Source organism: Streptomyces sp. MK37H, assembly GCF_018035285.1.
GTDB lineage: Bacteria > Actinomycetota > Actinomycetes > Streptomycetales > Streptomycetaceae > Streptomyces > Streptomyces endocoffeicus.
In genome coordinates this window covers 1-20,118 of the sequence record NZ_JAAAYH010000133.1, presented here as the reverse complement: position 1 = coordinate 20,118, position 20,118 = coordinate 1, and the positions used below count along the sequence as shown (strand labels likewise).

The 20,118-nt window shown below is 69.9% G+C and carries 17 protein-coding genes and 2 pseudogenes; 13 read left to right on the top strand and 6 right to left on the bottom strand.

Annotated elements, in window-relative coordinates:
- A partial coding sequence (locus GWI24_RS19970) for a hypothetical protein (RefSeq protein ID WP_210947287.1) occupies positions 1–967 on the bottom strand: 967 nt, incomplete at its 3' end.
- Positions 968–1,489: 522 nt separating this feature from the next.
- Between GWI24_RS19970 and GWI24_RS19965 the strand changes: the two genes are divergently transcribed.
- The 5 genes from GWI24_RS19965 (at position 1,490) to GWI24_RS19945 (ending at position 7,682) form a co-directional block, all read left to right on the top strand.
- The gene (locus GWI24_RS19965; RefSeq protein ID WP_210947286.1) at positions 1,490–2,497 is read left to right on the top strand and encodes an ABC transporter permease; all 1,008 of its coding nucleotides are present in this window, start codon (positions 1,490–1,492) and stop codon (positions 2,495–2,497) included.
- Positions 2,498–2,567: 70 nt separating this feature from the next.
- Positions 2,568–4,370 (top strand): ABC transporter substrate-binding protein, encoded by a 1,803-nt coding sequence (locus GWI24_RS19960; protein ID WP_308343805.1) that lies wholly within the window; start codon positions 2,568–2,570, stop codon positions 4,368–4,370.
- An 87-nt stretch (positions 4,371–4,457) separates the two neighbouring features.
- Positions 4,458–5,435, top strand: coding sequence for an ABC transporter permease (locus GWI24_RS19955; protein ID WP_210947285.1), 978 nt, complete (start codon positions 4,458–4,460; stop codon positions 5,433–5,435).
- 19 nt (positions 5,436–5,454) lie between these two features.
- A complete protein-coding gene (locus GWI24_RS19950) occupies positions 5,455–6,525 on the top strand; it encodes an ABC transporter ATP-binding protein (protein WP_210947284.1) in 1,071 nt (356 codons plus the stop codon).
- Between the two features lie 26 nt (positions 6,526–6,551).
- Positions 6,552–7,682, top strand: coding sequence for an ABC transporter ATP-binding protein (locus GWI24_RS19945; RefSeq protein WP_210947283.1), 1,131 nt, complete (start codon positions 6,552–6,554; stop codon positions 7,680–7,682).
- A gap of 29 nt (positions 7,683–7,711) precedes the next feature.
- On the opposite strand, the gene GWI24_RS19940 is transcribed toward GWI24_RS19945, so the two are convergent.
- On the bottom strand, positions 7,712–8,494 hold the full coding sequence (locus tag GWI24_RS19940; RefSeq protein ID WP_210947282.1) for a GNAT family N-acetyltransferase: 783 nt from the start codon (positions 8,492–8,494) through the stop codon (positions 7,712–7,714).
- 166 nt (positions 8,495–8,660) lie between these two features.
- Here GWI24_RS19940 and GWI24_RS45350 point away from each other — a divergent pair, with 166 nt between their 5' ends.
- Together GWI24_RS45350 and GWI24_RS19935 are read left to right on the top strand one after the other, a co-directional pair.
- Positions 8,661–8,789, top strand: a complete 129-nt coding sequence (locus GWI24_RS45350; protein WP_247616614.1) for a cittilin family RiPP precursor — start codon at positions 8,661–8,663, stop codon at positions 8,787–8,789.
- 79 nt (positions 8,790–8,868) lie between these two features.
- Positions 8,869–10,188: a cytochrome P450 gene (locus GWI24_RS19935; RefSeq protein ID WP_210947281.1), complete on the top strand. Its 1,320-nt coding sequence runs from the start codon at positions 8,869–8,871 to the stop codon at positions 10,186–10,188.
- Between the two features lie 180 nt (positions 10,189–10,368).
- On the opposite strand, the gene GWI24_RS19930 is transcribed toward GWI24_RS19935, so the two are convergent.
- Together GWI24_RS19930 and GWI24_RS19925 are read right to left on the bottom strand one after the other, a co-directional pair.
- Positions 10,369–10,566 (bottom strand): hypothetical protein, encoded by a 198-nt coding sequence (locus GWI24_RS19930; protein WP_210947280.1) that lies wholly within the window; start codon positions 10,564–10,566, stop codon positions 10,369–10,371.
- A 117-nt stretch (positions 10,567–10,683) separates the two neighbouring features.
- Positions 10,684–11,697: an NADP-dependent oxidoreductase gene (locus GWI24_RS19925; RefSeq protein WP_210947290.1), complete on the bottom strand. Its 1,014-nt coding sequence runs from the start codon at positions 11,695–11,697 to the stop codon at positions 10,684–10,686.
- Positions 11,698–11,808: 111 nt separating this feature from the next.
- Between GWI24_RS19925 and GWI24_RS19920 the strand changes: the two genes are divergently transcribed.
- A complete protein-coding gene (locus GWI24_RS19920) occupies positions 11,809–12,354 on the top strand; it encodes a TetR/AcrR family transcriptional regulator (protein ID WP_210947279.1) in 546 nt (181 codons plus the stop codon).
- A 92-nt stretch (positions 12,355–12,446) separates the two neighbouring features.
- Here the strand turns inward: GWI24_RS19920 and GWI24_RS19915 are convergent, their stop codons facing one another.
- Positions 12,447–13,571 carry an epoxide hydrolase family protein gene (locus GWI24_RS19915; protein WP_210947278.1) on the bottom strand — a complete coding sequence of 375 codons (1,125 nt, stop codon included), beginning with the start codon at positions 13,569–13,571 and terminating at the stop codon, positions 12,447–12,449.
- 448 nt (positions 13,572–14,019) lie between these two features.
- Between GWI24_RS19915 and GWI24_RS19910 the strand changes: the two genes are divergently transcribed.
- The 5 genes and pseudogenes from GWI24_RS19910 (at position 14,020) to GWI24_RS19890 (ending at position 19,926) form a co-directional block, all read left to right on the top strand.
- Positions 14,020–15,624, top strand: a complete 1,605-nt coding sequence (locus tag GWI24_RS19910) for an ABC transporter substrate-binding protein (RefSeq protein WP_374103319.1) — start codon at positions 14,020–14,022, stop codon at positions 15,622–15,624.
- A gap of 3 nt (positions 15,625–15,627) precedes the next feature.
- A complete protein-coding gene (locus tag GWI24_RS19905) occupies positions 15,628–16,551 on the top strand; it encodes an ABC transporter permease (protein ID WP_210947277.1) in 924 nt (307 codons plus the stop codon).
- Complete coding sequence (locus GWI24_RS19900) at positions 16,544–17,638, top strand: ABC transporter permease (protein WP_210947276.1); 1,095 nt, start codon at positions 16,544–16,546, stop codon at positions 17,636–17,638. Before GWI24_RS19905 ends, GWI24_RS19900 begins: the two co-directional genes overlap by 8 nt.
- A gap of 140 nt (positions 17,639–17,778) precedes the next feature.
- Positions 17,779–18,896, top strand: a pseudogene (locus GWI24_RS19895) (ABC transporter ATP-binding protein).
- A complete protein-coding gene (locus tag GWI24_RS19890; RefSeq protein ID WP_374103318.1) occupies positions 18,889–19,926 on the top strand; it encodes an ABC transporter ATP-binding protein in 1,038 nt (345 codons plus the stop codon). The pseudogene GWI24_RS19895 and the gene GWI24_RS19890 overlap by 8 nt, the downstream one beginning before the upstream one ends.
- Before the next feature lie 3 nt (positions 19,927–19,929).
- Here the strand turns inward: GWI24_RS19890 and GWI24_RS19885 are convergent.
- Positions 19,930–20,118: pseudogene (locus GWI24_RS19885) on the bottom strand (hypothetical protein); the annotation flags it as partial.

Below are 20,118 nucleotides of genomic sequence, written 5' to 3'. Positions count from 1 at the left end.
CGCCCCCGAGGCCCCCGGCGCCCGCGGCGCCCTCCTCCACGCCCCGCCGCGCCAGCACGAGCAGGGCGATCAGCCCCGCGATCGCCTCGAAGAAGCCGGTGAGCACGCTGAGCACACCCACCGTCGGCAGATCGCTGAGGTGGTCCACGTAGTCCAGTTTGATGTAGAGCGATGCCTCGCTGATCCCCGTGGCCGTGACCAGCGCCGCCGCCACCATCCCCAGCGGGCGCGCCAGCGGGGCGCGCGCGAGCGCGGCGACCGCTCCGGCCAGACACAGCACGACCGCCGCCCACGCGATCCAGGCACCGGGCGCCGAGAGCAGGGTGGGCAGCGTGTGCTTGCCGGTGAGCAGGTACTTGTAGATCTCCCAGCCGCGCTCCTGGGCCCAGTAGATCTGCCAGGCGGCCATGACGACCCCGATGGCGCCCAGGAACAGCGCGCCGACGACCGCCGCCCCGGGCGCGGGTCGGCCCGGCGGCCGGTCGGCGGGCGAGACCGGCTGCCCGGGCGCGGCGGCGAGGTCGGCGGGGCGGCGTGCGGCGGCCACGACGGCCAGCAGCAGCCCCGCGAGCACCACCTGCGCCCAGGCGCTGGCATTCGCCCGGGTCTTGAGATCGCCGGGGATGCCCTGGAGCCAGTCGGAGTTCAGGTTCCACAGGCTGGGCAGGCGCACCGCGACGGTCACCACCGCGACCGAGCCGAGCGCGCCCGCGGCGGCCGGTGAGCGCAGGGCGGTGATCCCGACGACCGCGTAGACCAGCAGCAGCGCGAGGTCGAGCAGGGAGGAGCCGAAGATCCCTCCGGTGGCCCGGAACGGCAGCCCCGCCCAGGTCCACCACAGGTGGTTCGCCTCATCGGCCTTGTCCAGGTCGTGGATGATCCAGCCCAGCGAGATCAGCCCGAGAACCGCGCAGACGAGCGCCCCGAAGACGCGCGCTCCGCTGTTGAGTATCCGTCCCTGCCCCATAGCCGTAGGTCTCCCCCGCCTCGCACCCCGGGCAACCGTCGCGAGCCGGAGAAAAATACGGATCGTGGAAGAAAAATGCGGATCGTGACCGTCCGGAGACCGCTGGGAGACGCGGCCGGCCGAGCCCCCGAAGTGGGGCAACCGGCCGGGGCGACATGGCGCGCCCCGGCCGGTCCACGGCACCCGCACGGCCGTACGCAGTTCAGCCTGGCGCGTCCGTATATCGGTGTTGCGACAGATGAGTTGCCTGTGTGTTAACGCGTTTCCTGCCCATAGTCCATGCTTTGTCCCCCATGGGGGATCTCTGTCAAGCACGCCCGGACCTCGATCTGCCAAATCTTCGCTCAAGGTTCGAATGAGCGGCACATCCACCCTCCCCGGACCCTTGACTGCGCCGTTCCCCGATTGCGAAAGTCCGCTCAACCCGACACGCATGCACCACCCTGGCGAGCGGGCGGCGACATGACGCGCATAGACAACGCGAGTTGACGGTGTGACACCAGTGCGGGGGGACGCTAGGCGATGACGAGTCCATCCCAGACCGGCGTGGTCGAGAAGACCGCACCGGGCGGCACGGAGAGCGAGGCGCCGGCCGGTCTGGCGCCCCGCCAGCTGATGTGGCGGCGCTTCAAACGCGACCGCACCGGTGTGATCTCCGCGTGCGTGGTGGTCTTCTTCTTCGCCGTCGCCGTGCTGGCGCCGGTGATCGCCTGGCTGTACGGCAAGGATCCGTACACCACCTACGGACTGGACCGGCCCGAGCTGCTGGACCCCCTCACCGGCTATCCGATGAAGCCCAACGGGGGCATCGACGGCGAGTTCTGGTTCGGCGTCGAGCCCAAGCTGGGCCGCGATGTGCTGACCCAGCTCGTCTACGGCATCCGCACCTCACTGCTGATCGGGCTGGCCGCGACCGTGCTGTCCACGCTCACCGGCATCGTGATCGGCGTGGTGGCGGGCTATACGGGCGGCCGCACCGACTACTTCCTCGGCCGTCTCATCGATCTGCTGCTGTCCTTTCCGCAGCAGCTGTTCTTCGTCGCCTTCATGCCGGTGGTCACCGCGCTGTTCGTCAGCCCGCAGAAGGAGACGCCCACCTATTTCCGGGTGACGGCCCTGGTGATGGTGTTGTGGCTGCTGGGCTGGATGCAGCTGGCCCGGCTGCTGCGCGGCCAGGTGCTGTCCCTGAGGGAGCGTGAGTTCGTCGAGGCGGCCAGGGTGACCGGCGCCTCGCCGTGGCGGATCGTCCGCAAGGAGCTGCTGCCCAACCTCGTCACGCCCATCCTGGTGCAGTCCACGCTGATGCTGCCGAACTTCGTGACGACGGAGGCGGCCCTGTCCTTCCTCGGCGTCGGCGTGGTGGAGCCGACCCCCGACTGGGGCCGGATGTTCGCCAAGGGCGCGAACTTCTACGAGGGCGACATCACCTACATGTTCTTCCCCGGCATCGCCATGGTGGTCTTCGTGGTCGCCTTCAACCTGCTCGGGGACTCGGTCCGGGACGCGATGGACCCGAAGACCACGCGGTGACCGGGGGGCCGGCGGGCCCAAGGCAGTGAATGGCAAGTCTTCCGTCCGATGAGGCAGGTGCAGTGGCAACGTGAACATCGAAGAACACTCGAAGAGAAGTCGCAGAGCCCGTACCTACGCCGTCGCCCTGGCCGCGGGGGCCCTGGCGCTCGCGGGGTGCAGCAGCGGTGGCGGCGGTTCGAATCCCAAGGATTCGAACGAGCCCAAGATGGAGTCCCAGGACATCACCCTCGGCACCGCCGCCGACTCCACCGGACCGGCCAAGGACCTGCCGGGCGCCAAGAAGGGCGGCACCGTCACGGTGCTGCAGCGGGACGCCTTCGAGCATCTGGACCCGGGGCAGATCTATGTCAGCGATGAGCTGATCATGCAGACGCTCTTCAACCGGACGCTGACGAACTACCAGTTCGACGACAAGACGGGCAAGGCCAAGCTGGTCGGCGACCTCGCCACCGACACCGGCAAGTCCTCCGACGGCGGCCGCACCTGGACGTACACCCTCAAGGACGGGCTGAAGTTCGAGGACGGCTCGCCCATCACCTCCAAGGACGTCCGCCAGGCCGTCGAGCGGCTCTACGCGCCGTATCAGACCAACGGGCCGACCTATCTCCAGCAGTGGCTCTCCGGGGAGGGCCAGAAGTACCGCAAGGCGCTTCCGGACGGCCCCTACAAGGGCAAGCACCTGCCCAAGTCGGTGCTGGACACCCCGGACGACAAGACCATCGTCTTCCACTTCGACCAGCCGCGCGCCGAGGTGCCGTTCGCGGTCGCCATGCCCAATATCGGCGCGGTGCCGCCGGGCAAGGACACCAAGGAGAAGTACGACAAGGCCCCGCTGGCCTCCGGTCCGTACAAGATCCAGAACTTCAAGCCGGGCAAGGGCATCCAGTTCGTCAAGAACGACCAGTGGGACCCCAAGACCGACTCGATACGCCATCAGTACGTCGAGAAGTTCGACGTCTCGTTCGGCCACCAGTGGGTGGACTCCACCCGCCGGCTCCAGGCGAACAAGGGCGCCGACCGGAACGGGATGACGTGGACCAACGCGGTCGACCCGTCGCAGATCTCCACGGTCCTCAAGGACAAGGAGGCGATGTCCCGGTCGCTGACCGAAACGCAGCCCTATGTGGATGTCGTTTCGATCAACACCGATCGGGTCAAGGACAAGAAGGTGCGCGAGGCGATCGCCTGGGCCTTCCCCAGCGGTCAGTACCTCCAGCAGTTCGGCGGTCCGAAGGCCGGTGAGATCGGCGGCGGGCTGGTCGGCCCCACGCTCAAGGGCTACGACCCCTCGTTCGACCCGTTCCAGAAGAAGAAATACCCCGGCGGCAACGCCAAGAAGGCCAGGGAGCTGCTGAAGGAGGCGGGCAAGGAGAACTACGAGCTCGTCTACGCCTACGGCAACGGCGACACCCACCAGGACGCCTCGGTGGTCGTCGAGCAGGCCCTGGAGCGGGCCGGATTCAAGGTGCAGAAGAAGGAGATCGACCAGTCGACCTATTACACCCAGATCGGAAAGGTCAAGAACAAGTTCGACCTGTACCGGTCCTCATGGGGTGCCGACTGGCCGTCCGCCTCGACCGTGGTGCCGCCGCTGTACGACGGCAAGAACGTCTACGACGACTCCGCGAACTACTCACATCTCAACGTCCCGTCGGTCAACGACGAGATCGGCAAGGTGGCCAAGGTCAGCGATCTGAGCCGGGCCACCTCGGAGTGGATCAAGCTCAGCGAGAAGATCCTCACCGATGAGATCCCCGCCGTCCCGACCTTCTACAACCGGCTGTTCACCCTCTGGGGCTCGGGTATCGGCGGAGTGAAGTTCAACTCGGTCTACGGCGCCGTGGACCCGACGGCCGTCTTCATCAAGTAGCCGCGGCCGCACCCAGGCAGCGCAGAGCCCGGCCGCGTCCGCCCCGGCGGACGCGGCCGTGACCCCTAGCGGAAGATCACCGACGTCATGTTGAGATTCCTCGCCCGCCGGTCCCTCGGCGCGATCGTGATCCTGATCCTGATCAGCGCGATCACGTTCTTCCTCTTCTTCGCCCTGCCCGCCGAACCGGCCCGGCTCGCCTGCGGCAAGAACTGCGATCCCACCTCGCTCGCCATGATCAACAAGAATCTGGGCCTGGACCAGCCGGTGCCGGTCCAGTACTGGAAGTTCATGGTGGGGATCGTCGCCGGGCGGGACTTCGCCGTGGGGCACTGCGCCGCGCCCTGCTTCGGCTACTCCTTCGTCAGCCAGGAGCCGGTCTGGAGCACCATCGTCGACCGCTTCCCGACCACCCTCTCGCTCGCCATCGGCGGCGCCGCCGTCTTCCTGGTCTGCGGGATCGGCATCGGCATGATCGCGGCCTGGCGGCGCGGCACCTGGATCGACAAGTTCTTCAGCTCGCTGTCGCTGCTCGGCGCCTCGATGCAGATCTACTTCGTCGGGGTGCTCGCCCTGGCCTGGTTCGTCAGCGGGCTGGGAATCATGGACCAGCCCGCCTACTACCCCTTCACCGAGAATCCGGCGAAGTGGTTCAGCGGGATGCTGCTGCCCTGGGTGGTGCTCTCGCTGATCTTCATGGCCAACTACAGCCGGATGACCCGCTCCCAGATGGTCGAGCAGCTCCAGGAGGACCATGTCCGCACGGCGAGGGCCAAGGGGCTCTCCAGCCGTACGGTCTTCTTCCGCTACGCCTGGCGCGGCGCCATCGCCCCCATCATCACCATCTTCGGCATCGACCTCGGATCGCTCCTCGGCGGGGCCATGGTCACCGAGTACACCTTCACCCTGCACGGCATCGGACGGCTGGCGGTGGAGTCCGTCCAGCTCACCGATCTGCCGATGCTGATGGGCGTGATGCTGGTCAGCTCCGCGGCCATCGTGGTGTTCAACATCCTGGTCGACGCCGCCTACGCCTTCATCGACCCGCGCGTGCGCCTCGCCTGACAGACCCGGAGCTGCCGAGATGACCACACTCACCAAGCCCGACGACGGCGCGACGCCGCCCCCGGCTCCCGGCGACGGCGCCTTTCTGTCCGTACGCGATCTGTACGTTCGCTTCTCCACCGAGGACGGGATCGTCAAGGCCGTCGACGGCCTCTCCTTCGACCTCGAACGCGGCCGGACGCTCGGCATCGTGGGCGAGTCCGGCTCCGGAAAGTCCGTCACCAACCTCACCGTGCTGGGCCTGCACGACCCGCGTACCACCACCGTCAGCGGCGAGATACTGCTGGACGGACAGGAGCTGACCGGGGCGCCCGAGCGCACCCTGGAGCGGCTGCGCGGCAACACCATGGCGATGATCTTCCAGGACCCGCTGACCGCCCTGTCGCCGTACTACACGGTGGGCCGCCAGATAGCCGAGCCGTACCGCAAGCACACCGGCGCCTCCAAGAGCCAGGCCCGCTCCCGGGCGATCGAGATGCTGGAGAAGGTCGGCATCCCCAACCCACGGCTGCGGGTGGACGACTATCCGCACCAGTTCTCCGGCGGGATGCGGCAGCGCGCGATGATCGCGATGTCGCTGGTCTGCGACCCCGATCTGCTGATCGCCGACGAGCCGACCACCGCCCTCGACGTCACCGTCCAGGCCCAGATCCTGGATCTGCTGAAGGACCTCCAGCAGGAGTTCGGCTCCGCGATCATCCTCATCACCCATGACCTGGGCGTGGTGGCCAACACCGCCGACGACCTGCTGGTGATGTACGCGGGCCGGGCGGTGGAGCGCGGTACGGTCCGCGAGGTGCTGCGGGCGCCCCAGCACCCGTACACCTGGGGGCTGCTGGGCTCCATGCCGCGGCTGACCTCCGCCGTGGACGAGCCACTGAGCCCCATACCCGGCTCCCCGCCGAGCCTGCTCAGCCCCCCGCCGGGCTGCCCCTTCCACCCGCGGTGCCACTACACCGACCAGGTGGAGGGCGACCGCTGCGCCACCGAGCGGCCGTCGCTGCCGGACGGCCGCGGCGCCGCCTGCCATCTGAGCGCCGAGCGGAAACAGACCCTCTTCACCGAGCAGATCAAGCCCCGGCTGGGCTAGGGACCAGGGCTTAGGAGCGCTGACGCATGAGCATCGAGTCGGGCACACCCGAACCCCTCCTGGTCACCGAGAAGCTGACCAAACACTTCCCGATCATGGGCGGCTTTCCGTTCCGGCGGAAGGTCGGGGCCGTACAGGCGGTGGACGGGGTCGATCTGACCGTGCACGCCGGGGAGAGCTTCGGGCTGGTCGGCGAGTCCGGCTGCGGCAAGTCCACCACGGGCCGGCTGCTGACCCGGCTGCTGGAACCCACCAGCGGCAGGATCACCTACCGGGGCCGGGACATCACCCACGCGGGCCGCAAGGAGCTCGCCCCGATCCGCTCCGAGATCCAGATGATCTTCCAGGATCCGTACTCCTCGCTGAACCCCCGGCAGACCGTCGGCACCATCATCTCCGGCCCCATGGAGATCAACGGCATCGATCCGCCGGGCGGCCGCGAGGCCCGGGTGCGCGAACTGCTGGAGATCGTGGGCCTCAACCCCGAGCACTACAACCGCTTCCCGCACGAGTTCTCCGGCGGCCAGCGCCAGCGCATCGGGGTGGCCCGCGCGCTCGCCCTGGAGCCCAAGCTGATCGTCGCCGACGAGCCGGTCTCGGCGCTGGACGTCTCCATCCAGGCGCAGGTCGTCAATCTGCTCCAGAAGCTCCAGCGGGAACTGGGCATCGCCTTCCTGTTCATCGCCCATGACCTCGCCGTCGTACGCCACTTCTCGCAGCGCGTCGCCGTGATGTACCTGGGCAAGGTGGTCGAGGTGGGCGACCGCGAGTCCATCTACCGCCGCCCCCGCCACCCGTACACCCACGCGCTGCTGTCCGCGGTGCCGGACGCGGCGGTGGTGATGGCCGAGGAGGCGGAGGACGGCCCGGACGCCGTGGAGACGACGCGACGCGAGCGCATCCGGCTCGCCGGGGACGTCCCCTCCCCCATCAACCCGCCCTCCGGCTGCCGCTTCCGCACCCGCTGCTGGAAGGCCCAGGACAAATGCGCGCGGGAGGAGCCGCCGCTCATCCGCCTGGACGGCAACCGCGAGGGCCATCTGTCCGCCTGCCACTTCCCCGAGGACCCGACGCTCGAGGCCCGCGAGGAGGACGTGGTGCTGGACCCGGCGCTGATCGCGGCGGAGTCGGCGGCCCTGCCGCGCAAGGAGCCGTAACGGACCGGTCTCCAGGGCCTCACAGGGCCTCAGAACCGCGAGAAGGAGTGCACACGGCCGACGGCGGTGAACCCGCGGCGGCCGTACCAGCGCAGCGGCCAGTCGTCCTGGTCGGCGACGAGGAACCGCAGCGGGCACCCCGCGGCTGCCGCGCGGCGCAGCGCGTCGGCCAGGACGGCGTCGGCGTAGCCGCGGCGCAGATACGGCTCGGCGGTCGCCACCTCCTCGATCTGGGCGACCCCGGCGGCGGGCTCCAGATACAGATCGGCCCAGGAGGCGATCTCGCCGCTGTCGTTGTGGGCGGCGAGGAAGAGCACCTCCTCGGCCCCGGCCCGCCGGGCGGTGCGCCGCTCCACGAGGTCGTGCACGGTCTTCTCGTCCGCGTCCGGCATCCACCGCCACTGCTGCGCCGTCACCGCCCGCCGCAGCAGCCCGTGCGGATCCGGTCCCAGCTCCCGCTCCACCACATCGGCCGCCCCGGCCTCCGGCACCGGTCCGGTGTGGACCATCAGCACCTCGGTGACATGGGTGTATCCGGCCCGTTCGAGCGCGGGCACACAGAGCAGGCCCAGGGCCTCGTCATGGACCGTGATCCGGCGGTGCGGCAGGAAGGCCATGGCCTCATCGGCGAGCGCGGGCAGCCCCTCGGGGTCGGCGGGCCCGGTGATGTGGAGCTGATTGTGCTCATGGGAGCGTGCGTACTCCCGGTGCAGCACCAGGAAACCGCCCGGCACCTCCCGCACTTCACCGGCCTGTCGGCGGGCGAAGGAGATCCGGAAGTCGATGATGCGCTGAAGGTCGTTCTGCGACACCTCGCGATCATAAGCGAACTCGCACAATGACGCGGCTTTCGATAATTGGTGAACGGGGATAACCCACCGGGTAAAAGGAATTAAACGATCCACTACCTCCTGATAGAAAATGTCAACTCTTGATAGTTCTGCGGCGGATATTTACTGTCTAGCGCATGTCGGAACAGTGACCCCACTGCGTCCGGCCCCCAACGAGAGGGAGGTGTTCGCCATGCGCAAGCTGATCCTCACCGGAGCGCTCTTCGCCCGGCTCACTCGTAAGGACCGTCTCACGCTGCCGTACTCGTACTACTAAACCGGCGCGGGTGAGCGGGCGGTGGCCGCGGCGGCGATGCCGCGGCCACCGCCGTCGGCCACGATCCGAGGGGACGTCCATGACCGCCGCTCCTTACCGCACCGACCTGCCGGGCCCCTCCGGGGACAAGTACCTCGGCAATCTGCACGCCTTCTCCTCCGATCCGCTGGGCTTTCTGACCAACTGTTCGCGCCGCTACGGCGACGTGGTCCGGCTCGGCGAGAACAACGTGCTGCTGACCGATCCCGGCGACGTGGAGAAGATGCTGGTCGACCGGGACTCCCTGTTCTCCAAGGCCAGCGCGGACACCCGGCGCGGCTCGCGGCGGCAGGGCTTCCCGCACTCCACCATGAACAGCGACGGCGACCGGTGGAAGGCCAAACGGCACCGGCTGCAACCGGCGTTCGGGCGGTCGCTGTCCACCAGGGCGGCCGAAATCGTCGACGCCCAGGGCGAGAAGCTGCTGCGCACCTGGCGGCCCGGCCAGGCCCGTACGCTCCAGGACGACATCGCCGTGGTGACCCTGCGGCTGGTCACCCAGCTGATGTTCGGGGACGAGTTCAGCGACCGGGACACCGCCGAAGTGGCCCGGCTGGTGGCACCCATCATGGACCTGTCGACCTCGCCGGTCCTGCTGCCCGAGTGGGTGCCGACCCCGCGCAAGCTGCGCATCCGCCGCTCGATGACCCGCATCGACCGCACCCTGCACGCCCTGGCCGCCTCCCCCGCCGCGAACGACCCGGAGCGCGCCCCCGTGCTGCACGCCCTCGTCCACGGCACTCCCGCCCCCTCACCGGAGGAACTCCGGGACGAGCTGGCCACCTTGATCATGGCGGGTTTCGAGACCACCAATGACGCGGTGGTCTGGACGAGCGTCCTGCTGGCCCGGCACCCCCGGATCGCCGAGCGGGTGCGGGCCGAGGCCGACGCCGCCTTCGCCACCACCCCCGCCGGGCTCGCCCGGATGGAGGCCCTGCCCTACACCCACGCCGTCGTCCGCGAGGCGCTGCGCCTCTACCCCCCGGTCTGGCTGACCAGCCGGGACGCACGGGAAGACCTCGACTTCGGCGGCTATCTCATCCCCGCCGGGACCACCGTCACCGTCAGCCAGTGGGTGGCCCACCGCGATCCGCGCTTCTGGGAGGAGGCCGAGGCGTTCCGCCCCGAGCGCTGGCTGGGCGGCGGCCCCTCCTCGGTACCGCGCGGCTCGTACTTCCCCTTCGGACTCGGCCCCCGCGTCTGCGTGGGAGCCGCCGTGGCCACCACCGAGACTGTCCACCTGGTGGCCGACATCTGGCGCCGCTTCCGGCTGGAGCTGACCACCCCGGACCGCGTCCACCCCCGCCCGGCCCTCGCCCTCCAGCCGGTGGGCGCCGAGGTGGTCCCGCGCCCCTGGTGACCCGGCAGCCGGGCGCGCGGTCCGTCAGGGCTCCTGGACGGGGCCGTAGACGGCCGTGGGGGCGGCCGTGGCCCAGGCCCAGTAGCGGTCGCCGTACGACCTCTCACGGCGGGCGACCGGCTCGGCGGCCGAGGCAAGCTGGTGGCCGTGCAGCGGGTCTGAAGGCCGGCTGCCACGACCTCACGTACCCCACATCATGTTGGACAGGGCCACGAACAGCACGAAGGCGATCCCCATGCCCTGTACGGCCTTGCCCCAGCCAGGCATGGATTCGCCCCGCTTCACCGCCGAACGCTGCGCGGAGAAGGCGAACGCCAGCGCGATGAGGGCGAGGGGACCGAGCACGATGGACAGCCAGTCGACTTGCACGGGGGTCATGGCGGAACTTCCTTACGTTCACCTCGGCTACGGGCGGCCCATCCTCCTCGGGACCGCCCGGGACCCCTCCCGAGGAGCGATGTCTCCGCCTTCGCCGCGCGTCCGAACGGCTCGTTCCTAGGCGACCGTGAGCACGATCTTGCCTTGGATATGCCCCCGGGCGGCGCGTTCGTGCGCCGCTCGGGCATCCGCGAGCGGAAACGTGCTGTCCACCGCGACGCGAACCTTGCCCGCGTCGAGCAGAAGTCCCAGCTCGGTGAGTTGCGCGCCGTTCGAGCGGACCTGGGTGGCCGTGACCGTGACGCCCAGCTTCGCGTTCTCCTCGTCGTCGAACTCGCCGAAGTACACCGGGTAGAGCGATCCGCCGCGCTTGAGGGTGCGCAGGAAACGCCTGCTGTCGGGACCCCCGACGGCGTCCAGGACGAGATCGACGTCACGGACGACCTCCTCGGGCCGCTCCTTGGTGTAGTCGATGAACTCGTCGGCGCCGAGCTCGCGCAGAAACGTCTCGTGGGCGCCGGAGGCCACGGCGATGACGCGGGCTCCCTTCCACTTGGCCAGCTGGAGAGCGAGGTGCCCCACGCCACCGGCGGCCCCGTTGATGAGCACCGTGGTCGCGCTGTCGAGCGCCATCGGGCGGTGCCGGGCCTCCTGGAACGGCGAGGGATGGTCGTGCCCGAGCTCGATCAAGAACTGCCACGCCGTCAACCCCGACATGGGCAGGCCGGCGGCGTGCACGTGATCGATGGCGGCCGGCTTGCGGGCGAGGTCGGACGCCGGCGTGGTGACGTACTCGGCATACGCGCTGCCCTGGAGAGCGGTGGGGAAGCGCAGCAGGCCGACCACCTCGTCTCCGACCGCGAAGCCGTTGACGTCGGCGGCGACGGCTGCCACGACGCCCGAGACGTCGGTCCCCGGAATCAGGGGGAGATGGAACGGGGGCTTGAGCTCGGGAGGTACGTCGGGCATTCCCTCGCGCGCGTACCAGTCGGGAGGGTTGACGCCGACCGCGTGCACGCGCACGAGCACCTCACCCGGCCCCGGTTCTGGAACCGGCGCCTCCTCATAACGCAGGACCTCGGGGCCGCCGAACTCGTGCAGCCGGATCGCCCTCATCGTGCGTGTCAACATCATTTTCTCCTGCCCCGCCGCGCGGGATACGCTGATCGGATCAGTGGTCCATATTTCCGAACCACTGATCCGAATATATGGACCACTGATCCGGATAGTCAAGGGGGACAGATGCGGGCCGACGCCAGGAAGAACCGTGACCACCTGCTCGCAGTCGCGGGCACCGTCATCGCCGAGCAGGGCGTCGACGCGTCGCTGCGCGACATCGCGCGCAAGGCCGACGTGGGGCTCGCGACGCTGCTCCGTCACTTTCCGACCCGCGAGGCGCTGCTCGAGGCCCTGCTCCACACGAGCTTCGACGAGCTGACGGCAAGGGCGGACGAGCTCGAAACGTCGAGCTCGCCCGAAGACGCGCTCGCTTCGTGGCTACGCGACTGCGTGGCGTGGACGACCGAGTATCGGGGCGTGACCGTGCTGATGGCAGCCGCCATCGAGGACACCGAATCCGCACTCCACGCTTCGTGCGTCACTCTGCGCGCAGCCGGCACGCGGCTCCTCGCCCGCGCCCAGGCCGCGGGCATGGCGCGGACAGACATCGATGGCACCGATCTCTTCGCGCTGATCGCGGCGCTCGCATGGCTCGGCGACCAACCCTCGCTCGCGTCGCGCGCCGATCACCTCTTCGATGTGGTCGCGAGCGCGATCCTGACGAAATGACGTTCCCCAAGGCCGGTCTCGCCACGGTCGGTCTCGCCAAGGCCGGTCTCGCCACGGTCGGTCTCGCCACGGTCGGCGCAGGACGGCACAGGTCAGCGCAGGTCGCGGAAGAACGTCCGTACGTCGCCCACCAGCAGCTCCGGGACCTCCATCGCCGCGAAGTGGTCGCCCGTCTCGAATTCCGACCAGTGGGTGATCGCATGCCATGGCTCGGCCAGGCGGCGGATCGCGGTGTCGCCCGCGAAGACCGCGACGCCGGTGGGGACCCCGGAGCGCTCGGGGGGTGCGCCCCAGGCCGAGGCGGCCTCCTTGTAGAGGCGGGCCGAGGGGCCCGCCGCGTTGGTGAACCAGTACAGGGAGACGTTCGTCAGTACCGCGTCGCGGTCGAGGGCCTCGGGCTTGTCGCCGTGGGCGGCGAACCAGTCCACGTTCCAGGCCAGTTGGCCGACGGGTGAGTCGGCGAGGCCGTAGGACAGGGTCTGGGGGCGGGTGCCCTGGACGGCGGCGTAGCCGGAGAGCTCGCGGTGCCAGCGTTCGCGCCCGGCCAGTCGGGAGCGCTCCACCGGGGTCAGCTCCCCTGGCCCGGCCGCGTCGGCCGACCCCGCGGTCACCAGGGCGTTGACGTGGACGCCGACGACTCGGGCCGGTGCCACCCGGGCCACCTCGGGGGAGATCAGCGAGCCGAAGTCGCCGCCCTGTGTGCCGTAGCGCTCGTACCCTAGGCGCCGCATCAGCTCCGTCCACGCGGTGGCGATGCGGCGGATGCCCCAGCCGGGCTCGCGGGGCGGGGCGGAGAACGCGAAACCGGGGAGGGACGGGATGACGAGGTGGAAGGCGTCGGCCGGGTCGCCGCCGTGTCCGCGCGGATCGGTCAGCGGGCCGATGACCTCGGTGAACTCCGCGACCGAACCCGGCCAGCCATGGGTGATCAGCAGCGGCAGGGCATCCGGCTCGGGCGAGCGGACCTGGAGGAAGTGCACCCGCTGACCGTCGATCTCGGTCGTGAACTGCGGAAACGCGTTCAGCCGCGCCTCTCGCGCCCGCCAGTCGAACCCGGTGGCCCAGTACGCGGCCAGCTCACGGACATGGTCGAGCGACGCCCCGTCGGACCAGCCGGCGCCCGGGAGCCGCTCCGGCCAGCGGGTGCGTTCCAGGCGTCGGCGCAGATCGTCGAGGTCGGCTTCGGGGACGGCGATACGGAAGGGACGGATCTCCATGGGCCGCACGGTAGGCGCGGTCGCGGACGGGGAGTGTCCGCGACGCCCGGCGGGCGGCAGTTCGTTCGCCTCGTACGACAGGGGTAACGCTGTGCGGCGCCCGCGCTCTCCGAGGCAGGCGTGAAGCGATGAAATCTTCGGTAACGGGGCTTGAAGGGGAGCCTGTTGATACGGGAAAGTGTTCGAGAAAGCGCTTGCCGAGCGAGGGACGCACCGCTCGGCTCGCGCTCCACCAAACCTCCCTCACCTCCGCCCCCGCCACCCCGGACAGCGGTCATCAGAGTGCGCCGCCGCCCCAGCGGATGTCAGATGGGCCTAAGGCCGATCTTGGACCGGATCGTCGGGAGGCGCCATGCGTCGCGGAGCCCCGTATTCCCTGCGTGCCCGGCCTTCCCTGGGCGCCCGGCACCCCGTGCGCGCCCGGCGTTCCCTGGGGGCCCGGCATTCCGTGCGCGCCGTCGTCCTGATCGTGACGGCCGCGACCACCGTGACGGCCTGCGGTGGCGGGGGCGGCGGCGCCGACGCCGGTGTCGTCCGCTCCTCCTGGGGCGATCCGCCCAATCCGCTGGAGCCCGCCAACACCAATGACGTCCAGGGCGGCAAGGTCCTCGACATGATCTTCCGGGGGCTCAAGCGCTACGACCCGAGAACCGGCGAGGCCAGGAACGCGCTTGCGGAGCGGATTGAGAGTTCCGACCAGCGCAACTACACCATCACCCTCAAGAAGGGCTGGCGGTTCGCCAACGGTGAGAAGGTCACCGCCGCGTCCTTCGTGAACGCCTGGAACTACGGCGCCCGGATCGACCACAAGCAGCGCAACGCCTACTTCTTCGAGTACATCGAGGGCTATGACAAGGTCCACCCCGCATCCGGCGGCGCCCCCGCCGCCAAGGCGCTCTCCGGGCTGCGGGTCAGGAACGACCGGACCTTCACCGTCCGGCTCACCCAGAAGTTCTCCACCTGGCCCAAGACCCTCGGCTACAACGCCTATGTGCCACTGCCCCGGGCGTTCTTCGAGGACCACGCCGCCTGGCTGAGGAAGCCCATCGGCAACGGCCCGTACCAGGTGGGGTCGTACGCCAAGGGCTCGGTGATGAAGCTGCGTGCCTGGGACGGCTACCCCGGTCCGGACAAGGCCCGTAACAAAGGTGTCGACCTACGCGTCTACACGGACAGCAACACCGCCTACACCGATCTCCAGGCAGGCAATCTCGATCTGGTCGACGATGTCCCGGCGCAGCAGCTGAAGTTCGTCCGCTCCGATCTCGGCAACCGCTACATCAACCAGCCCGCCGGGATCATCCAGACCCTCACCTTCCCGATGTACGACCGCGTCTGGAGCGGCCCGTCGAAGGCCAAGGTCCGCCGGGGCATCTCGATGGCGATCAACCGCGCGCAGATCACCGAACGGATCTTCCAGGGCACCCGCACCCCCGCGACCGACTGGACCTCCCCGGTCCTGCGCCGCCAGGGCGGCTATCAGCCGGGGCTGTGCGGGGACGCCTGTCGCTATGACCCGGTCCGGGCGCGCAAGCTGATCAAGGCGGGCGGCGGGCTGCCCGGCGGCCGGATGACGATCACGTACAACGCCGACACCGGCTCCCACAAGGACTGGGTGGACGCGGTCTGCAACAGCGTCAACACGGTGCTGCGGAACGACCGGGCCTGTGTCGGCAAGCCGATCGGCACCTTCGCGGACTACCGCAACAAGATGGCGGGGAAGAAGATGACCGGGCCGTTCCGGGCCGGCTGGCAGATGGACTATCCGCTGATCCAGAACTTCCTCCAGCCGCTGTACTACACCGGCGCCTCCTCCAACGACGGCCACTTCAGCGACACCGGCTTCGACCGGCTGGTGAACCAGGCCAACGCCGCCTCCGCCGACGGCCGGGCCATCGCCGGTTTCCGGGACGCGGAGAAGATCCTCGCCGAGCAGATGCCCGCCATTCCGCTCTGGTACCAGAACGGCAGCGCGGGCTATTCGCAGCGGCTCAGCGAGGTGGCGCTCAATCAGTTCAGCGTGCCGGTCTACTCACAGATCAGGGTCGGCTGAGCCATGGGCCGCTATGCGCTGCGGCGGCTGCTGCAGATGATCCCGGTCTTCATCGGCTCCACCTTCCTGATCTTCTTCATGGTGTACGCGCTCGGCGACCCGGTGGCCGCGCTCTTCGGCGACAAGGCGCCCGACCCCGCCACCGCCGCCCGGATCCGTAAGGACCTCTATCTGGATGAGCCGCTGTGGCGGCAGTACGCCCACTACATGGGGCAGATCTTCAGCGGCCACTTCGGTACGGCCTTCAACGGGCAGCCGGTGACCGAGCTGATGGCGAGCGCGTTCCCGGTCACCCTCCGGCTCACCCTCGTCGCGGTCGCCTTCGAGATGGCGCTGGGCATCACCCTGGGCGTCCTCAGCGGGCTGCGCCGGGGCCGGGGTCTTGACACCTCGGTGCTGCTGCTCACCCTGGTCGTGGTCTCGGTCCCGACCTTCGTCAGCGGCACGGTGCTGCAGTATCTGCTCGGTGTGAGCTGGGGCTGGGCCAGGCCGTCGGTCTCCCCGGAGGCGCCGCTGACCGAACTGCTGCTGCCCGGGGTGGTGCTGGGGCTGGTGTCGCTCGCGTACACCAGCCGCCTCACCCGTACCTCCATCGTGGAGAACGCCCGCGCCGACTACGTCCGCACCGCCGTCGCCAAGGGGCTGCCGCGCCACCGGATCGTCACCCGCCATCTGCTGCGCAACTCGCTGATCCCGGTGGTGACCTTCATCGGCACGGACATCGGCGCGCTCATGGGCGGGGCGATCGTCACCGAGCGGATCTTCAACATCCACGGCGTGGGCTACCAGCTCTACCAGGGCATCCTGCGCCAGAACTCGCCGACCGTCGTCGGCTTCGTGACCATCCTGGTGATCGTCTTCCTGCTCGCCAATCTGCTCGTCGACCTCCTCTACGCCGTGCTCGACCCGAGGATCCGGTATGCCTGAGCCTTTTGACACGCGCTACGACATGACCGAGGCGATCGCACCGGCCGGCAGCGGCGGCGGCGGTCCGATGGACCTCCCCGCCTCCGGCCCCCAGGCCCTGAAGGGCGGGCCAACCCTGAAGAGCGGGCCAACCCTGAAGGGCGGGCCAACCCTGAAGGGCGAGCCACGGCGCGGCCCCTGGGGCCTCACGCTCCCCTGGCGCGGGGAGCCCGGTCGTCGCTCCGGCGGACCGGCCGCGCCCACCGGACGGGGGCTGTGGACCGACGCCTGGCACGATCTGCGCCGCAACCCGGTCTTCGTCGTCTCCGCGCTGATCATCCTCTTCCTCGTCGTGATCGCGATCTGGCCGCAGCTGATCGCGAGCGGAAACCCGTACCACGGCGACCTGGCCAAGGCGCAGGACGGCCCGGCCCCCGGCCACCCCTTCGGCTACGACCTCCAGGGCCGCGATGTCTACACCCGCACGGTCTACGGCGCTCGCGCCTCCATCACCGTCGGCATCTGCGCCACCCTCGGTGCGGCGCTGCTGGGCAGCGCGCTGGGCGGGCTCGCCGGATACTTCGGCGGCTGGTGGGACGCGCTGCTCTCGCGGATCGCCGATGTCTTCTTCGGTATCCCGATCCTGCTGGGCGGGCTGGTCTTCCTGTCGGTGGTCACCAGCGGCTCGGTCTGGCCGGTGGTGGGCTTCATCGTGCTGCTGGGCTGGCCACAGATCTCCCGGATCGCGCGCGGCTCGGTGGTGACCGTCAAGGAGCACGACTACGTCCAGGCGGCGCGGGTGCTCGGCGCGAGCAGCGGCCGGACGCTGCTGCGCCATATCGCGCCCAACGCCGTGGCGCCCGTGATCGTCGTCGCGACCATCGCGCTGGGCACCTACATCTCGCTGGAGGCCACGCTGTCGTTCCTCGGCGTGGGGCTCAAACCGCCCACCGTCTCCTGGGGGATCGACATCTCCTCGGCCGCGACCCAGATCCGCAACGCCCCGCACATGCTGCTGTGGCCGGCCGGGGCGCTGTCCATCACGGTGCTCGCGTTCATCATGCTCGGCGACGCGGTGCGCGACGCCCTCGACCCCAAGCTGCGATGACTGGACCCCGAGCCGCGACGGCTCGACCTCGAGCCTCGATGGCTCGCCCCCGAGCCACGACGGCTCGACCTCGAGTCTCAATGGCTCGCCCCCAAGCCGCGACGGCCCGACCCCAAGCCGCGATGAGGAGCTGACCTGCCGTGACCCGCCTGCTGGAGGTACGGGACCTCCGCGTCGAATTCCGCACCCGGGACGGGGTCGCCGAGGCCGTCGGCGGGGTGAGCTACGGCCTGGACGCGGGCCGCACCCTCGCCGTGCTGGGCGAGTCGGGGTCCGGCAAGTCCGTGACCGTCCAGGCCGTCATGGGCATCCTCGACTCCCCGCCCGGCCGGGTCACCGGCGGCCAAGTGCTGTTCCAGGGGCGGGACCTGCTGACGATGGGCGCGGAGGAGCGCCGCCGAATCCGGGCGCCGCGATGGCGATGATCTTCCAGGACGCGCTCTCCGCCCTCAACCCGGTGCTTCCCGTGAGCGTCCAGCTCGCCGAGATGTACGAGGTGCACCGAGGGATGTCCCGCAAGGACGCCCGGCGGCGGGCGGTCGAGCTGATGGACCGGGTCCGCATCCCGGCGGCGGCGCAGCGGGCCGGGGACTATCCGCATCAGTTCTCCGGCGGGATGCGCCAGCGCATCATGATCGCCATGGCGATGGCGCTGGAGCCGGAGCTGATCATCGCCGACGAGCCGACGACCGCGCTGGACGTGACCGTCCAGGCCCAGGTCATGGAGCTGCTCGCGGAGTTGCGCCGGGAGTACGCCATGGGGCTCGTCCTGATCACCCATGACCTGGGTGTGGTCGCTGACGTGGCCGACACCATCGCCGTGATGTACGCGGGCCGGATCGTGGAGACCGCACCGGTACGCGACCTCTACCGCCGCCCCGCCCATCCGTACACCCGCGGACTGCTGGACTCCGTGCCGCGCGTGGACCATCGGGGCGAGCGAGGCCACCGAGGCGGGGAGCTCTACGCCATCAAGGGCGCGCCGCCCAGCCCCCTCGCCATGCCCTCCGGCTGCCCATTCCACCCGCGCTGCCCGCGCGCCCAGGACGTCTGCCGCTCGGAACGGCCGCCGCTGTACGAGGTGGTGGCGGCGGGGGCGTCTCCGGCAGGCGCGTCCCCGCCGGGTGCGCCCCCGGCAGGCTCCTCCCCGACGGGTGCGCCCCCGGCGTCCTCCGCGTTCCCCGCGTCCCTGGTGTCCTCCGCGTCCGGCGGACGGACCAGCGCCTGCCACTTCTGGAAGGAGGAGCTGCATGCCTGAGCGCATGCCCGAGCCCGATGGGCCGGTCCTGGAGGTCCGCGACCTGGCCAAGCTCTATCCCCTGACCCAGGGCGTGGTGTTCAAGCGGCGGATCGGCGCCGTCCGGGCGGTCGACACGGTCTCCTTCGCCCTGCGGCGCGGGGAGACCCTCGGCATCGTCGGCGAGTCCGGCTGCGGCAAGTCCACCGTCGCCAAGCTGCTGGTCAGCCTGGAGCGGCCGACCGCCGGGACGATCCACTACCGGGGCGAGGACATCACCCGGCTCTCGGGCCGGGCGATGCGGGCCGTCCGCCGCAACATCCAGATGGTGTTCCAGGACCCGTACACCTCGCTCAACCCGCGCATGACGGTGGGCGACATCATCGGGGAACCCTTCGAGATCCACCCCGAGGCGGCCCCCAAGGGCGACCGGCGGCGGGCGGTCCAGGAGCTGCTGGAGGTCGTGGGGCTCAGCCCGGAGCACCTCAACCGCTATCCCCACCAGTTCTCCGGCGGCCAGCGCCAGCGCATCGGCATCGCCCGGGGCCTGGCGCTACGGCCGGAGGTCATCGTCGCGGACGAGCCGGTCTCGGCGCTGGACGTATCGGTGCAGGCGCAGGTGGTCAACCTGATGGAGCGGCTGCAGGACGAGTTCGGCCTGGCGTACGTCTTCATCGCCCACGACCTGTCGGTGGTCCGGCACATCGCCGACCGGGTCGCCGTGATGTACCTGGGCCGCTTCGCCGAAACGGGGACGGGCCCCGAGATCTACGATCACCCCACGCATCCGTACACCCAGGCCCTGCTGTCCGCCGTCCCGGTCCCGGACCCGGAGTCGGGCGAGCGCCGCCAACGCATCCTCCTGACCGGTGACGTCCCCTCCCCGGCCAACCCGCCCTCCGGCTGCCGCTTCCGCACCCGCTGCTGGAAGGCGCAGGAGCGCTGCGCGGCGGAGGTGCCGGTGCTGGCGGTGCCGACGGGCCTGCCGGGCCCGGCCGCCCATGCGTCGGCGTGCCACTTCGCGGAGGAGCGCGCGGAGGTCAGGGCATGATGTTCAGGGCAAAATGTCGAAAATGCTCCCGCCGGAGCGGTTCCCCAGCATCGTGCCCCGTCCCGGGGGCACCTGGTACACCGGGGGGAAGAGCAGCCGTACTTCGGGCGCGAACGCCTGCACGGCAGCGGCGAGCCGGGCCTGGTCAACCTTCCAGAGGATGATGCGCCGACTGTTCCTGACGACCTCATA